Origin of the sequence: Devosia sp. (assembly GCF_028290645.1) — a bacterium.
Classification (GTDB): domain Bacteria; phylum Pseudomonadota; class Alphaproteobacteria; order Rhizobiales; family Devosiaceae; genus Devosia_A.
Genome location: NZ_JAQGJL010000237.1, coordinates 1 through 14,427, shown reverse-complemented (window position 1 = coordinate 14,427; position 14,427 = coordinate 1). Strand labels below are relative to the sequence as shown.

15 protein-coding genes are annotated in these 14,427 nt (G+C 65.5%); 7 read left to right on the top strand and 8 right to left on the bottom strand.

Features of this window, described 5'->3' with window-relative positions; translation table 11 throughout:
• Both JWQ89_RS13260 and JWQ89_RS13255 read left to right on the top strand, forming a co-directional pair.
• Positions 1-984 (top strand): aldehyde dehydrogenase family protein (locus JWQ89_RS13260; RefSeq protein ID WP_299641756.1); only part of this gene is annotated, 984 nt, incomplete at its 5' end.
• A 179-nt stretch (positions 985-1,163) separates the two neighbouring features.
• The gene (locus JWQ89_RS13255; protein WP_299641754.1) at positions 1,164-1,718 is read left to right on the top strand and encodes a dihydrofolate reductase family protein; all 555 of its coding nucleotides are present in this window, start codon (positions 1,164-1,166) and stop codon (positions 1,716-1,718) included.
• A 58-nt stretch (positions 1,719-1,776) separates the two neighbouring features.
• Here the strand turns inward: JWQ89_RS13255 and JWQ89_RS13250 are convergent, their stop codons facing one another.
• Complete coding sequence (locus JWQ89_RS13250) at positions 1,777-3,216, bottom strand: aldehyde dehydrogenase family protein (RefSeq protein ID WP_299641752.1); 1,440 nt, start codon at positions 3,214-3,216, stop codon at positions 1,777-1,779.
• A gap of 71 nt (positions 3,217-3,287) precedes the next feature.
• Complete coding sequence (locus JWQ89_RS13245) at positions 3,288-4,442, bottom strand: fumarylacetoacetate hydrolase family protein (protein WP_299641751.1); 1,155 nt, start codon at positions 4,440-4,442, stop codon at positions 3,288-3,290.
• A 225-nt stretch (positions 4,443-4,667) separates the two neighbouring features.
• On the opposite strand from JWQ89_RS13245, the gene JWQ89_RS13240 reads away from it, so the two are divergent.
• Complete coding sequence (locus JWQ89_RS13240; protein WP_299641749.1) at positions 4,668-5,402, top strand: SIMPL domain-containing protein; 735 nt, start codon at positions 4,668-4,670, stop codon at positions 5,400-5,402.
• 192 nt (positions 5,403-5,594) lie between these two features.
• On the opposite strand, the gene JWQ89_RS13235 is transcribed toward JWQ89_RS13240, so the two are convergent.
• Positions 5,595-6,431, bottom strand: a complete 837-nt coding sequence (locus tag JWQ89_RS13235) for a sulfite exporter TauE/SafE family protein (RefSeq protein WP_299641747.1) — start codon at positions 6,429-6,431, stop codon at positions 5,595-5,597.
• 264 nt (positions 6,432-6,695) lie between these two features.
• Between JWQ89_RS13235 and JWQ89_RS13230 the strand changes: the two genes are divergently transcribed.
• Positions 6,696-9,173, top strand: coding sequence for an OmpA family protein (locus JWQ89_RS13230; RefSeq protein WP_299641746.1), 2,478 nt, complete (start codon positions 6,696-6,698; stop codon positions 9,171-9,173).
• Positions 9,174-9,541: 368 nt separating this feature from the next.
• Complete coding sequence (locus JWQ89_RS13225; RefSeq protein ID WP_299641744.1) at positions 9,542-9,928, top strand: hypothetical protein; 387 nt, start codon at positions 9,542-9,544, stop codon at positions 9,926-9,928.
• Positions 9,929-10,021: 93 nt separating this feature from the next.
• On the opposite strand, the gene JWQ89_RS13220 is transcribed toward JWQ89_RS13225, so the two are convergent.
• Complete coding sequence (locus tag JWQ89_RS13220; RefSeq protein WP_299641742.1) at positions 10,022-10,636, bottom strand: GyrI-like domain-containing protein; 615 nt, start codon at positions 10,634-10,636, stop codon at positions 10,022-10,024.
• Position 10,637: 1 nt separating this feature from the next.
• Positions 10,638-11,111, bottom strand: coding sequence for an Lrp/AsnC family transcriptional regulator (locus JWQ89_RS13215; RefSeq protein WP_299641741.1), 474 nt, complete (start codon positions 11,109-11,111; stop codon positions 10,638-10,640).
• Between the two features lie 144 nt (positions 11,112-11,255).
• Between JWQ89_RS13215 and JWQ89_RS13210 the strand changes: the two genes are divergently transcribed.
• Positions 11,256-11,954, top strand: coding sequence for a tellurite resistance TerB family protein (locus JWQ89_RS13210; RefSeq protein WP_299641740.1), 699 nt, complete (start codon positions 11,256-11,258; stop codon positions 11,952-11,954).
• A gap of 73 nt (positions 11,955-12,027) precedes the next feature.
• The gene (locus JWQ89_RS13205; protein WP_299641738.1) at positions 12,028-13,071 is read left to right on the top strand and encodes an LLM class flavin-dependent oxidoreductase; all 1,044 of its coding nucleotides are present in this window, start codon (positions 12,028-12,030) and stop codon (positions 13,069-13,071) included.
• A 34-nt stretch (positions 13,072-13,105) separates the two neighbouring features.
• Here the strand turns inward: JWQ89_RS13205 and JWQ89_RS13200 are convergent, their stop codons facing one another.
• From JWQ89_RS13200 to JWQ89_RS13190, 3 genes are all read right to left on the bottom strand, one after another.
• Positions 13,106-13,327 (bottom strand): hypothetical protein, encoded by a 222-nt coding sequence (locus JWQ89_RS13200; RefSeq protein WP_299641736.1) that lies wholly within the window; start codon positions 13,325-13,327, stop codon positions 13,106-13,108.
• Between the two features lie 133 nt (positions 13,328-13,460).
• Positions 13,461-13,757, bottom strand: coding sequence for an HlyU family transcriptional regulator (locus JWQ89_RS13195; RefSeq protein WP_299641734.1), 297 nt, complete (start codon positions 13,755-13,757; stop codon positions 13,461-13,463).
• Between the two features lie 19 nt (positions 13,758-13,776).
• On the bottom strand, positions 13,777-14,427 hold a 651-nt coding region (locus JWQ89_RS13190; RefSeq protein ID WP_299641733.1), incomplete at its 5' end, for a sigma-70 family RNA polymerase sigma factor.

The window sequence follows — 14,427 nt, the reverse complement described above, 5'->3', positions numbered from 1 at the left end:
AATTATCCGCTGATGATGATGGCTTGGAAGTTGGCGCCGGCGATTGCGGGCGGCAATTGCGTGGTGTTCAAGCCCTCCGAGCAGACGCCGCTCACTGCCTTGAAGCTGACGAAGGTGTTCGCTGACATCCTGCCCGAGGGCGTCGTCAACGTCGTCCTAGGGCGCGGCGACAGCGTCGGCAACGCGCTGATCAACCACCCCAGGATCAACATGATCTCGATCACCGGCGACGTGGCGACCGGCAAGAAAGTGCTGCAGGCGGCCGCCAAATCGGTGAAGCGCACACATCTCGAGCTCGGCGGCAAGGCGCCGGTGATCGTCTACGACGATGCCGACATCGAGGCGGTGGTCAATGGGCTCAAGGCCTTCGGCTACTACAATGCCGGCCAGGATTGCACCGCCGCGTGCCGCATCTATGCGGGCCCGAAGATCCACGACAGGCTGGTGGCCGACCTCAGCTCGGCGGCGTCCTCGATCAGGTACAACCAGGAGGACGATACGCTCAACGAGATCGGGCCGCTGATCTCGAAGCGCCAGCGCGACCGCGTGGCGAGTTTCGTCGAGCGGGCTTCGGAGCTGCCCCACATCAGGATCACCGCCGGGGGGCACATGTCCGGCGACAGGGGCTTCTTCTACGAGCCGACGGTCATCGCCGGGGCACTGCAGCAGGACGAGATCGTGCGGCGCGAGGTGTTCGGGCCGGTGGTGTCGATCACCCGGTTCACCGACCCCGAGGATGCCATCGCCTGGGCCAATGACAGCGACTACGGGCTCGCCTCGTCGGTATGGACGCGCGACATCAACAAGGCGATGCAGACAGCGGCGCGGCTGCAATACGGGTGCACCTGGATCAACACCCATTTCATGCTGGTCAACGAGATGCCGCATGGCGGGCTGAAGCAATCGGGCTACGGCAAAGACATGTCAGTCTATGCGCTCGAGGACTATACCGCGGTCCGTCACGTCATGATCAACCACGGCTGACGAACCAAGCAGAAGCGTCGGAGGACACCTCAGCCGAAGGCGGCCGAGCCGACCGCCAAGATCAAGACCCGGCGCCCCCCTCGCGATATTCTTGCGCGGGCATGTCGATTGGGCCGGGGGCCGTTCGTCGTATCCACGAACGGCACCATACTGGGCCCGGCAACAACGAGGACGACACCATGCGCAAGCTTTCTGCAGGCTATTTCCACTCGGTCGACGGCGTCATCGAGTCGCCCAATCTCTGGCAGTTCGATTCATTCGACGATGAACTGGGCGCGACGCTTGGCGCAGTCATGGCGTCGGTCGATACGGTGCTGATGGGCCGTGTCGGATACCAGGAATGGGCCGGCTACTGGCCCAGCGCGACAGCCGACGGGGAGTTTGCGGATTTCATCAACAAGGTGCCGAAGTTCGTCGCCTCCCACACGCTGACAAAGGATCGGTTGACCTGGCAGAACTCGACGCTGATCGAGGGCGATCTCATAGAGTTCGTGCGCGATCTCAAGAGCCGCGACGGCCGCGAGATCGCCGTGATGGGCGGCATCTCGCTGGCGCGACAGCTGCTGTTTGCCGGCCTCTTGGACAGTCTCACCCTCATCACGCATCCGGTCGTGGCCGGCCCCGGCAAGCACCTCTTCGAGCCCTCGGATCCCGTCACGCGGCTCGAGCTGCAGGACTTGTCCCGCACCAGCAAGGGCAACGTCCTCGCGACCTACGGCCTCCGCAAGCAGTAAAGCGAACGGCCCGCGCACCTCTCGATGCGCGGGCCGTTGAAGTCAGACTGGGACCGGATCAACCGGCCGCGGTGTAGGCCGTCTTCACCTGCGTGAAGAACTCGGCAGCATACTTTCCCTGCTCCTTGGGGCCGTAGCTCGAGCCCTTGCGCCCGCCGAACGGCACGTGGAAATCGACGCCGGCGGTGGGGACGTTCACCATCACCATGCCGGCCTCGGCGTTGCGCTTGAAGTGCGTCGCGTACTTGAGCGAGGTGGTGACGATGCCCGCCGATAGCCCGAAATCGGTGTCGTTGGCGACGGCCAGCGCCTCGTCGTAGTCCTTCACCCGGATTACCGCCGCCACCGGCCCGAAAATCTCCTCGCGGGCGATGCGCATGTTGTTGTGCACCTCGGTGAACAGCGCCGGCCGAAGGAAGTAGCCCGGATTGTCGTGGTTCACCAGGTCGCCGCCGACGACGAGCTTTGCGCCTTCCTTCTGGCCGATCTCGATATAATCGGTGTCCTGCTTGAGCTGGCTGGCATCGACCACCGGCCCGATCTCGGTGCCCGGCGCGATCGCGTCGCCCACCTTGAGGTGACGGATGCGCTCCGTCAGCGCCTCGACGAACCGGTCATGGATGCCCTCGGTGACGATCAGCCGCGACGACGCCGTGCAGCGCTGCCCGGTCGAGTAGAACGCGCTCTGCGCCGTGGTTTCGACCGCGACCTTGAGGTCGGCGTCGTCGAGCACGATGGTCGGGTTCTTCCCGCCCATCTCGAGCTGCACCTTGCGCATCAGCTTGACGCTGGCTTCGGCCACGCGCCGGCCGGTATTCACCGACCCCGTGAACGTCTGCGCCACGATGTCCTTTGAATCGAGCATCGCTTGGCCAACCACCGAGCCCCTGCCCATCACCAGGTTGAGCACGCCCTTGGGCAGGCCGTTGCGGTGCAGCATCTCCACGATCGCCCACGAACAGCCGGGAACGAGGTCTGCCGGCTTGAACACCACCGTGTTGCCGTAGCAGAGCGCCGGCGCGATCTTCCAAGCCGGAATGGCGATCGGGAAATTCCACGGCGTGATGATGCCGACCACGCCCATCGGCTCGCGCGTCATCTCGACCCCCACGCCGGGACGCACCGACGGCAGCGTCTCCCCCGCAAGCCGCAGCGCCTCGCCGGCGAAGAACTCGAAAATCTGCCCGGCACGGGTCGCCTCGCCGATGCCCTCGGCGAGGGTCTTCCCCTCCTCGCGGCTGAGGAGCTTGCCGAGCTCTTCCTTCCGCGCGAAAATCTCGTGCGCCGTCTTCGACAGCACGCTCCAACGCTCGAGGATGCCCGACCGCGACCACGCCGGGAACGCCGCCTTCGCCGCGGCGATGGCGTTCAGCGTGTCTTCCGCCGTGGCGCGCGCGTAGACGCCGACCACTTCGTTGGTGTTGGAGGGGTTGATATTGTTGGCCCCGTCCCCGCCGACCCACTCGCCGTTGATGAGGTTCTGGTGCAGTTCGGTCATGGGGTCATTCCTTCATTGCAAGTGCTCGTGGCACGATCTGTCTCAGTCCGCCGGGTCACCGTGTGTGGCGGCTACAGCAGCCCGGCCTTTGCCAGATCCCTGAACAGATGGCTCGCGCCATAGGTCCACGGCGCCGCCTCGGTGGAGAGCCGCACCGTGTTGGACAATGTGCCGAGCGACGGCGTCGAGATCGAGACCACGTCGCCGATCTTGTGCGTAAATCCTTTACCGGCGCCGCCGCGATCCTTCACCGGCGCGAACATCGTGCCGAGATAGATCACGAACCCGTCCGGATACTGGTGATGCCGGCCGATCGCCGCGTCGACCAGCGCTTCGGGCGAGCGCGAGATCTGGCTCATGCTGGAAACGCCTGTGAGCTCGAACCCGTCCTCACCCGTGACGCTCAGCGCGATGTCCGCCGCCTTCACCGTCTCGATCGTGAACGCGCCATCGAACAGCCGGATGAACGGCCCCAGCGAACCCGAGGCGTTGTTGTCCTTGGCCTTCCCCAGCAGCAGCGCCGAGCGGCCTTCCACGTCGCGCAGGTTCACGTCGTTGCCGAGCGTCGCGCCAACGATGTTGCCCTTCGAACTGACGACCATCGCCACTTCCGGCTCGGGATTGTTCCACTCCGAGATCGGCAGGATGCCGACATCGGCGCCGTAGCCGACCGAGGCCATCGGCTGGCACTTGGTGAAAATCTCCGCATCCGGCCCGATGCCCACCTCGAGATACTGGCTCCACACACCGCGCGAAATCAGCGTCTGCTTGACCTTCATCGCCGTCTCGGAGCCGGGCTCGAGCTGGCTCAGATCGGTGCCGATCAGCCCGAGGATATCCTTGCGCAGCAGGTCAGACTTCGCCTTGTCGCCGCGCGCCTGCTCCTCGATCACCCGCTCCAGCAGCGACACGACGAAGGTAACGCCCGCCGCCTTCACCGCCTGCAGGTCGATCGGCGACAGCAGCGACGGCGCCTTGGCATCGGTCTTGCCCGACCACGAATTGGCGAGAATCTGCTGCAGGTCACCGATCGCCGGCCCCTTGGCCGAGGCGACGTGGCCCGCCGGATCATCGAGTTCGGCAATGTCCCGCGAGGTCGGCGCGGCCTTCGAGGTAATGTCGACCACATCGTCCCCGCGCACCGTCACCAGCCGCGGGTGGTCATGTCCGGGCACCCTCGCCCGCCCGAGCAGCACGCCTTCGCTTGGAACGATCGGATTTGCCACGGCACTCCCCCGGTTTTTGCCGCGCTACCTAACCCGCCGCCCCAAAGCCTGTCCAGCCGACGCCGAGGCACGTAACTCAATCTTTCGTCTTCCGCGCCCAAAGGATCGCACGGGCTGCAGCGTCCTATCCCTCGAAAGCGGCGTTCAAATTCCATTCATCTGCGCCGCACTAACACCCATTGGCTGGGTCACCTTGCCCGGTCGAAGGCCACATAGGAGAGACGCATGCGTCCGTTCACCGCCGCCCTGATCCCCCTACTCCTCGCGACCGCCCTCTGCGTCGCCCCAGCCATGGCTCAGGATGCTGCCGCCCCCGGCACCATCTCGATCGGCGGGCTCGGGGAAGTCACTGCGGCACCCGATACCGCCTTCGTCATGTCCGGCGTCACTACCCAGGGCGCCACCGCCCGCGAGGCGCTCGACGCCACCACCAAGGCCATGGCCGAACTGCTCGAGACGCTCAAGGCGGCCGGCATCGAGGCCCGCGACATCCAGACCTCCGGCTTCTCGGTGAACCCCAACTACGTCTACACCGACGCCCGCGACGCCAACGGCTACCAGCTGCCGCCCAAGATCAACGGCTACCAGGTGTCCAACACCGTCAACGTCCGCGTCCGGCAGCTCGCCAGCCTCGGCGCCGTGCTCGACAAGGCGGTGACGGTGGGCGCCAACACCATCAATGGCATCACCTTCTCCGTCGCCGATCCGAGCAAGCTCTACGACGAAGCCCGCAAGGTCGCCTTCGCCGACGCCAGGGCCAAGGCCCAGCTCTATGCCGAAGTCGCCGGCGAGGCGCTCGGCGACATCCGCAACATCACCGAGAACCAGTCCATCGGCCAGCCGCAGCCCTACATGATGAAAGCCATGGCGCAGGACGCCGCCGGCGCGCCCGTGCCGATCGAGGGCGGGGAGCTCAGCTACACGATCAACGTCCAGGTGACGTGGGATTTTGCGGACTGAGTTGAAGGGTGGGATCGGTGCGTAATGAGCACCCCTACTCCGGTTCCCTCCCGGCAAGGGGGGAGGGAGCCCCCTCCCAGGCTGCCTTGGCAACCGCACTGCTGAGCAAGCGGCTGGCGTCTCCCTCCCCCTTGCGGGGAGGGGACAGGGGTGGGGTATCTGCGTGCGCCGCTCTTTCCGCCGACTGGGCCCCTACCCCACCACCGCCTTCCAGATCATGTTCAATCCGACCAACGCCAGGAACACCGCGAACGCCAGTTTCAGCGTGCGCTGCTGCAGCCGGTGCGCCAGCGCCGCGCCGAGCGGCGCGCAAAGCGCCGCGGTCATCCCGATCAGCACCAGCGCCACGAGGTTGATATAGCCGAGGCTCAGCGGCGGCCGGCCGGGAACGCTCCAGCCGGAAATAATGAAGCCGATAGTGCCGGCGATAGCGATGAACACCCCAATCGCTGCCCCCGTCCCCACCGCCTTGTGCATGGTGGCTCCGAACGCGTGGATGGTGGGGACGCTCAGCGAGCCGCCCCCGACTCCCATCAGCGACGAGACGTAACCTACCACCGCCGCCGAGATACGGTGCGTCAGCGCCGAGCCGCCCAGGTGCCCCATCAGCCGCTCCTGGAACGGCAGCACGATGTTGGCCGCGATGAACAGCGCCATGACCCCGAAGACGATCCGCAGCACGTCGCCCGAGTAGAGCCCCGCCATCAGCCCGCCGATCAGCGTCGAGGCGACAATCACTGGGGCCCAGAGCTTCAGCACCCGATGGTCGACGGCGCCGCGCTTGTCGTGCGCCCGGGCGCTGGCGATGCCGGTTGGAATGATGATGGCGAGCGAGGTGCCCACCGCCACATGCTGCACCACGTCGCTATCATAGCCGAGCAGCGACAGCGCCGAAGCCAGCGCCGGCACGATGATGGCGCCGCCGCCGATACCGAGCAATCCCGCCGCGACCCCCGACACCACGCCGGTTGCAAGCAGGCCCAGAACGAACGGCCAGTAGCTGAGGAGGTCGCCCAATCGAGGCTCCATGATGAACCCCTATCGGATCGCACGAATCCGGCGCCGGCCCTAGGCCGCAGCGACCAAATCCGGCCAATGTCGCATGCGTCGGGGCGGCCCCACTCGTGCCACGATTAGACCGTCCTTTCGCGCGTACGGAACCGCACGCCTGCAAATGCGTTCGGCGTCGAGGGGACTAATGTCATACACCAGAAGGTCTCCCGGGCGTTCAGGTCCGGTTCAGCAGGACTGCGTCACTTCTCAAAGAACTGACTCCAAATAAAGGATAAACCCATGCGCATTCGAAACTGGCTCCTGACGGGCACCAGTCTCGCCGTCCTCGCATTGGTGCCGAGCGCCGCATTCGCACAGCAGGCCGAGTATCAGGCCCTGCAGGATGCACAGGCCGCCGGCGATGCCGACGCCATCAACAACGCGCAGCAGGCTCTCGCAGAGGCCTGCATCGTAAACGGCTACGCAAGTGTCGAGGAATGCATCGCGGCGATCACCGGCGGTCAGCCGGCCGCCGAGCCGGCCCCTGCGGAAGAACCCGCGCCCGCCGAGGAACCCGCTCCGGCTGAACAGCCCGCCCAAGAGCCCGCTCCCGTCGAAGAGCCGGCTCCGGCAGAGGAACCCGCGCCTGCCGAGCAGCCGGCGCCGGCAGAAGAGGCCGCTCCTGCCCAGGAACAGCAACCCGCTGCCGAACAGCCCGCCGAGCCGGCAGGCCCATCGGCCGAGGAACTGCAAGCCCAGTTCATGGCCGACCTGCAGGCCGCGGTCGACCAGTACCAGGCCGCCATCAACCAGGCCGCCGCCGGCGACTATGCGGGCGCCAAGCCTGCCGCCGACGCAGCAGCCGCCAGGATTGCCGAACTTTGCACCGCTAACGGCTACCCGGACATCAAGTCGTGCATCGGCCAGGACCTGCCGCCGCTGCCCGAGCCCCCGGCCGAACAGCCGGCGGAACAGGCCCCCGCCGAGCAGGCCCCTGCGGAACAGGCACCTGCAGAACAGCCGGCCGCCGAGCAGCCCCCTGCCGAGCAGGCACCTGCGGAACAGGCGCCTGCCGAGCAACCTGCCGAGCAACCGGTAGAACAGCCGGCCGCAGAGCAGCCCGCCGCTGAACAGCCGGCGGCCGAAGTCGGCCCGACCGACCAGCCTGCGGACGCCAACGCCGTCGATCCGGTCGCTGCCGCCCAGGACCAGCTGGGTACCGCGGTCGAACTCTACAATGTCGGTATCGGCCAGCTCGAGGCCGGCGATGCGTCCGGCCAGTCGACGATCGATGCGGCCAACCAGCAGTTCGCCGATATCTGCGCCACGCTCGGCGTCAACGGCGTGGCCGAGTGCCTGACGAAGTACGGCATCACGCTCCCGCCGGTGCCTGAGCTTGCGGCTCAGACCGAACCGGCGGCTCCGCCGATCGCAGAACTGCCCGGCGCCCAGGAAGCGGTGACCCCGCAGGCCGTCGAAGTGCTGCCCGAAACCGTTGCGCCTGACGAAGCCGCGCCGGTGCTCGACAGCGCCAAGGACACTGCCACCGACGAAGCCCTGGGCCAGGCTCCGGCCGAGCAGGCCGCTGCGTCGGCCGAGCCCGCTGCTCCGCCGCCGACCGACGACAAGGCGGCTCAGGCCGACATCGCGCCGATCGAGGTGCAGTCGCTGGCCAAGCTCGAAGGCGAGCAGATCGCCGTCGACGCCCTGCCGCAGGTGGAGGTGCCGCCCAACGTCACCATCATCAACAACGTCACCAATGTGACGAACACGACCAACGTCACCAACACGACTACCAACGTCACCAACAACACGACGAATAACACCACCAACAACACCAACTCCAACAACAACAACACCACTGGTGGTCAGGGTGGAGGGGGCCAGGGCGGCCCCGGTCGCGATCGCCCCGGCAACAACTTCACCAATTCGGGCTTCATTTTCCAGATCGGCGTCAATCTGGTGATCTCGAACCCGGCCCAGGACTTCGACCGCATCCGCGACAGCGATGAGGATCAGGTCACCTATCAGCGCCTGCCCGGCGGCCGTGTGAAGGAGACCATTGAGCGCCCGAACGGCGTGCAGATCGTCACCATCCGCGACAAGTGGGGCAACGTGCTGAAGCGTTCGCGCATCATGCCCGACGGCCGCGAGTACATCCTCGCCTACTACAACGAGGACGACTACGCCAACGACGACGACTACTTCACCAACTGGCGCGACCCGGGCGACGACCTGCCCCCGCTGCGCCTGACGATCCCGATCCGTGACTACATCCTCGATGCCGACGACGCCGACGAGGAAGAGGTGGAACTCTTCTTCCGCGAGCCCCCGGTGGAGCAGGTCCGCAAGATCTACACCGTCGAGGACGTGAAGCGTTCGGCCCGTCTGCGTGACTCGGTCCGTCGCGTCGAAGTCGGCGGGCTGACCTTCGACTCGGGCGCGGCGACGATCTCGCGCACCCAGGTCGGGGCACTCAGCAAGGTGGCCAACGCCATGCTGGCGATGCTCAAGGACAACCCGGGCGAGACCTTCCTCATCGAAGGCCATACCGACGCCGTCGGCAGCGACCAGGCCAACCTGATCCTCTCGGACGCCCGTGCCTCCACGGTCGCCCGCATCCTGACCGACTTCTACGACGTGCCGCCCGAGAACCTGGTCACCCAGGGCTATGGCGAGCGCTACCTCAAGGTGAAGACGGACGCATCCGAAAAGCTCAACCGTCGCGTCTCGATCAAGCGCATCACCTCGTTGATCACCGTCGCCCAGAACCGGTAAGTTACGGCATCCAACATGCAAACGGGCCGGGGAGCGATCCCCGGCCCGTCTTTGTTTGAAGCTGTGCGCGGACAAGGGACCGGTGCCTGAAACGTACGCCTACCCCTCTCCCCTCACCGCACGAGGGAGACTGGGGTGCGGTCGCTTCCCTCTCCGAGCCCCCAAATGCACGCCAGCGCCGAAACAGGATGAAACGCGACCGGCAAGCGACCGCATCTGCTCGTTTCGTCGCCATGAAAATCACTTTACACGCCAGCTATTTGCGGGCGGCGGCTGATTCATTTCCGCGATTGCTCACGATTGTGGAACATTTCCCGCCGCCACCGCGTTCTTCGGGCCATACGGTTCAAAACAAAAGGAGCTTGATCATGGCTGTCCCCGAACGCGATACCGTCTATTCGAGCGATGATACTACCCGTACGACCTACACCCGTGAGTCCAGTGCGACTGGGTGGTTCGTCGGCATCATCGTTGCGCTGGCGTTGCTGGCCATCGGCTATCTGGTCTTCTCGGCCAACTCCGGCCCGTCGACGAACTCGACGACCGTCAACAACACCCCGGCAATCGAAGCCCCGGCGACTCCGGCCCCCGCGCCGATGACCGAGGCTCCGGCTACCGGCACGCAGGCGACGCCGGCGGTTCCGGCCACCGAACCGGCTCCGGCTACGCCCGCACCGGCTGAGACCGCTCCGGCGACCCCGGCTCCGGCCACTACGACCCCGGAACCCGCGACGCCCGCCCCGGCGGCTCAGTAACTACAAAGACTTCGGACAACGATAATGCGCTTCGGACCCTCCCTCCGAAGCCCACCTTAGCCCCGGCACTCCTGCCGGGGCTTTTTCATGGCCTCAAACCCGAGCGACCGGCTGCCGGAGAATGGTCTTCAGCTTTTCGGTAGCCACCCTGCGCGGGTCCGAGAGATAGATTTCGTGATGCCGCCCCGTCTCGGTCAGGCGGTTCTGAGGGAGAAATTCCTGGTGCAACCGGGCAAGCGTAGGCGCTTCGTCGTCGTAGCTGCCGATGTGCAGCGTCTGCACGGAGAGCCCCTCGTGAAACGTCTCGAACCTGAGGCTGGAGGGCGGCGGCCCGAGCTTCTTCCCCGCCTTCTGGACCGCCGCGCCGTATAGCGCCGGTGTGACGAAATCCGGCTGCAGGATCATTATCGTCCAGCGCCAGTCGTCCTTCCTGCGTTCGACGAAGCTCGACATGTCGTCCGACCACCACAGCCCCTCGAGCGGACCCACGGTATAGTCCCGGGCCAGCGCGGCCTTGGCTGCGAACTTCATGGCGTAGCTCACCGAAAACAGCCAGCTGACACCGAGTTGATAGGCCTCGGCGGTGTTCGGGTCGCCCTCCCCATCCAGCCGGACATACTGGAGCGGCGGCACGTCGACGATCTCGAACCTGCCCTTCGGCGCGCCATACAAGGCCTTGTAGTGCTTCTTGAGGTCGAGCTTATCCATGTCAGGGCGGCGACGATGGCGGCTCGATCCTCGTGGTCTCCTTGGGCGAGGAGAGGGCGATCAGCGTCTCCGTGCGCTGCACCCCCGGCACTTCCTTGAGCACGCCGGCGAAGAACCCTTCGAGGTCCCGCGTAGCCTTCAGCCGCACCTTGATGAGGTAATTCCAGGACCCCGTCACGTGATGCGCCTCGAGCACCTCGGGCGCCTTGGCAATAGCCGCGAGGAACAGCTTTTCCGTCGCCGGATCACTCCAGCCGACGAACACGAAGGCGAGGAGGTCGAGGCCCACCTTTTCGGGGTCCACATGCGCATGAAAGCCGCTGATCACCCCGAGCTTGATCAGCCGCCGGATACGGTCGTTGAGCGTCGAGGGGGCAACACCCAGGGTCTTTCCCAGTTCTGCCACCGGCACCCGGTCGTCTTCCTGGAGCAGCGCCAGGAGCTTATGATCGATTTCATCGAGACCCGTAGCCATCGGCAATTCGCCTTCCTCGTTGGCGGCTCAACCTAACCGCCGAACCCAGAAAGGCAACCTTTCGCACCGGGGCACTCTTTTCATCTTGTGTAGCCCGAATGATCTACCCACTTGCGTTGGGAGGATGAGGAAGGTGAGTGAGCTATGTTCAACATCGACGGCATCATCAAGGCTTTGCAGACCGATCCCAACGCGCAACGCACGGCGATGAGCGGCGCTGCCGGGCTCGGGACAGGCATGCTGCTTTCTGGCGGAGGATTGGGGAGTCTCGTCGGTACCGTGGCAAGGGTCGGCGCGGTCGCGGCCATCGGCGGCCTCGCCTACACTGCCTGGCAGCAGTATCAGAATAAGATGCAACCGGCGGGCGCCGCGCTCGAGGGTGTAGCCCCGGTAGCCTTGCACGATGCCTTCCTGCCCCCGCCGCAGGCGGCCTACCAGAACGAGGAACTCGGCAAGTCGCTGGTGCGCGCCATGATCGCCGCCGCCAAGGCCGACGGCCAGATCGATGCGGCGGAGAAGGAGCGCATCTTCAAGCGGCTTGCGACCATGCCCTTGTCCTCCGAGGAGAAGGCCTTCGTCTTCGACGAACTGGCGAGCCCGCTGGACATCGAGGCGGTCGTCGCGCGCGCCAACACGCCCGCCCACGCCGCCGAGATCTACGCCGCCTCGCTGGTCGCCATGCTGCCCGATACCCCGACCGAGCACGGCTATCTCGAGCTTCTGGCCGAGCGGCTCAACCTGCCCGCCGGGCTGGTCGACGAAATCCACCGCCATGCCGGCCATGAGCCGCCGGCGCCCGCCGCGACCCCGGCTGCGTCCTACGTGCCCACCAATAGCGTCTGAGTTACAAGGCTGTGCGCTCTTGCGCCGGTTTGGACACGCAGCCAGTTAGGGCGCGACAAATGAGGATTGCGCCATGGAACTGGGTCTCTACTCCTTCGCCGAGAACACCGCCGACCCACTGAACGGAGGCCGGCTCCAGTCGCCGGCCGAGCGGCTGAAGGACCTGCTCGAGGAGATCAGGCTCGCCGACGAGCTGGGCCTCGATTTCTACGGCCTTGGCGAGCACCACCGCCCCGATTTCGTCGCCTCGGCCCCGGTTACCATCCTCGCCGCTGCGGCCGCGATCACCAGGAGCATCCGGCTCTCCACCGCCGTCACCGTCCTCAGTTCCGACGACCCGATTCGCGTCTGGCAGCAGTTTGCGACGCTCGACCTGCTCTCCAACGGTCGTGCCGAGATCATGGCCGGCCGCGGCTCGTTCATCGAGAGCTTTCCGCTCTTCGGCTACGAGCTCGACGACTACGACGCGCTGTTCGAGGAGAAACTGGCCGAGCTCATCAAGATCAGGGAAGGCGGCAAGGTCGACTGGCCGGGCTCCGAGCACACCAAGCCCATCCCCGGCATCGCCATCTATCCCAAGCCAATCCAGGACCCCATTCCCCTCTGGGTAGCGGTCGGCGGCACACCCAATTCGGTAGCGCGCGCAGCCTATTACGGCCTGCCCTTGATGCTCGCCATCATCGGCGGCAATCCCGAGGCGTTCACGCAGTTCACCGAGCTGTACCGCCGCACCGCTGAAAAGGTCGGCCACGACGTCCACAAGCTCAAGGTCGGCATCTCCTCGCACGGCTTCATCGCCGAGAACTCACAGGACGCCCTCGACATCGCCTTCCCGGCCCACCACGAGGCGATGAGCCGGATCGGCCGCGAACGCGGCTGGCCGCCGGGCACCCGCGCCCAGTTCGAAGCCGGCGCCGGCCCCTCGGGCGCCTACTTCATGGGCTCCCCCCAGCAGGTGATCGACAAGATTCTGATGCAGCACGAATGGTTCAAGCACGACCGCTTCGGCCTGCAACTCAGCGTCGGCACCCTGCCCCACGACAAGGTGATGAAGGCCATCGAGCTTTACGGAACTGTGGTGAAACCCGCGGTGAACAAGGCGCTCGGCCAGGGCTAAGACGCCCGGCTCCGCGGGACGGCTGGCCGCCGAGCTATTTCCCGCTGCGCTTAAGCGTCTTGATCGGCAGCGGCGGCAGGCCGGATTTCTCGGCGATGGCCCGATCCTGCTCCATGATGGCGCCGCGCGCCGCTTCGTCGCCGTCGAGGCCACCGAGCAGGTTCGCATCGACCTTGCGGTTCGAGCGCTGGCTGCCGTCCTCATAGATCACGTCGAAGAACACGAATTCGGTCCTTGCGGTAGGCTTCCTGGCCATCTTTTCTACTCCTGTTGGCGGCGTGCCCGTCGCGCAGTCCTGCGCGCACGGCAAAACGATGGGACACCTGAGCGTCCCGTAGTCGCCACCTGTTTCGTCATGGGGGAACGAGGCAGGCTGCTCGATATGCAGGCTACGGGCGGTAGATGCCCTCACCCTGCTCATCGATGATCTGGCGCCCCTTGGCGAGGGCGAAGCTCACCACGTCTTCCTTGGAGGAGAAGCGGTCGGCGCGTACGAACTTGTAGCTCTTGAGCTCGCCGTCCACTTCTTTCTCGATCAGTCCCGCGAGCTGGTACTCGCTGCCGACCGGCATGATCAGCGACTTCACGGTGAAGCCCTTGTAGGCCTCCTCCGCCACCACCGCCGGCTCGATCGACTTGCTGCCCGACCCGCCCCCACCACCGAAGAGGTTCTTCCAGAACGACATTTTGGCCTACCCTCGTCCCTTAGTTGTCGAGGAAGCTGCGGAGCTTCCGGCTGCGGCTCGGGTGCTTCAGCTTGCGCAGTGCCTTGGCCTCGATCTGGCGGATACGTTCGCGCGTCACGCTGAACTGCTGGCCCACTTCCTCGAGGGTGTGGTCCGTGTTCATGCCTATGCCGAAGCGCATGCGTAGCACTCTCTCTTCGCGCGGGGTCAACGACGCGAGAACGCGCGTCGTTGTTTCACGAAGATTGCTTTGGATCGCTGCGTCGATCGGCTGGATCGCGTTCACGTCGGGGATGAAATCGCCGAGGTTCGAATCCTCCTCGTCGCCGATCGGCGTCTCGAGGCTGATCGGCTCCTTGGCGATCTTCAGCACCTTCCGAACCTTGTCCAAGGGCATCTGCAGCTTCTCGCTGAGCTCCTCGGGGGTCGGCTCGCGCCCGATCTCGTGCAGCATCTGGCGCGACGTGCGGACGATCTTGTTGATCGTCTCGATCATGTGCACCGGAATACGGATCGTCCGCGCCTGGTCGGCAATAGAACGTGTTATGGCCTGCCGGATCCACCACGTCGCGTAGGTCGAGAACTTGTAGCCGCGGCGGTACTCGAACTTGTCCACGGCCTTCATCAGGCCGATATTGCCTTCCTGAATGAGATCAAGGAACTGCAGGCC

Bases quoted from the DNA above. Each gene is read 5' to 3' on its own strand.
- JWQ89_RS13200 (WP_299641736.1), bottom strand. From the start codon at position 13,327: ATGGCCAGGAAGCCTACCGCAAGGACCGAATTCGTGTTCTTCGACGTG.
- JWQ89_RS13250 (WP_299641752.1), bottom strand. From the start codon at position 3,216: ATGACCGAACTGCACCAGAACCTCATCAACGGCGAGTGGGTCGGCGGG.
- JWQ89_RS13210 (WP_299641740.1), top strand. From the start codon at position 11,256: ATGTTCAACATCGACGGCATCATCAAGGCTTTGCAGACCGATCCCAAC.
- JWQ89_RS13230 (WP_299641746.1), top strand. From the start codon at position 6,696: ATGCGCATTCGAAACTGGCTCCTGACGGGCACCAGTCTCGCCGTCCTC.
- JWQ89_RS13220 (WP_299641742.1), bottom strand. From the start codon at position 10,636: ATGGATAAGCTCGACCTCAAGAAGCACTACAAGGCCTTGTATGGCGCG.
- JWQ89_RS13195 (WP_299641734.1), bottom strand. From the start codon at position 13,757: ATGTCGTTCTGGAAGAACCTCTTCGGTGGTGGGGGCGGGTCGGGCAGC.
- JWQ89_RS13215 (WP_299641741.1), bottom strand. From the start codon at position 11,111: ATGGCTACGGGTCTCGATGAAATCGATCATAAGCTCCTGGCGCTGCTC.
- JWQ89_RS13205 (WP_299641738.1), top strand. From the start codon at position 12,028: ATGGAACTGGGTCTCTACTCCTTCGCCGAGAACACCGCCGACCCACTG.
- JWQ89_RS13235 (WP_299641747.1), bottom strand. From the start codon at position 6,431: ATGGAGCCTCGATTGGGCGACCTCCTCAGCTACTGGCCGTTCGTTCTG.
- JWQ89_RS13255 (WP_299641754.1), top strand. From the start codon at position 1,164: ATGCGCAAGCTTTCTGCAGGCTATTTCCACTCGGTCGACGGCGTCATC.
- JWQ89_RS13225 (WP_299641744.1), top strand. From the start codon at position 9,542: ATGGCTGTCCCCGAACGCGATACCGTCTATTCGAGCGATGATACTACC.
- JWQ89_RS13240 (WP_299641749.1), top strand. From the start codon at position 4,668: ATGCGTCCGTTCACCGCCGCCCTGATCCCCCTACTCCTCGCGACCGCC.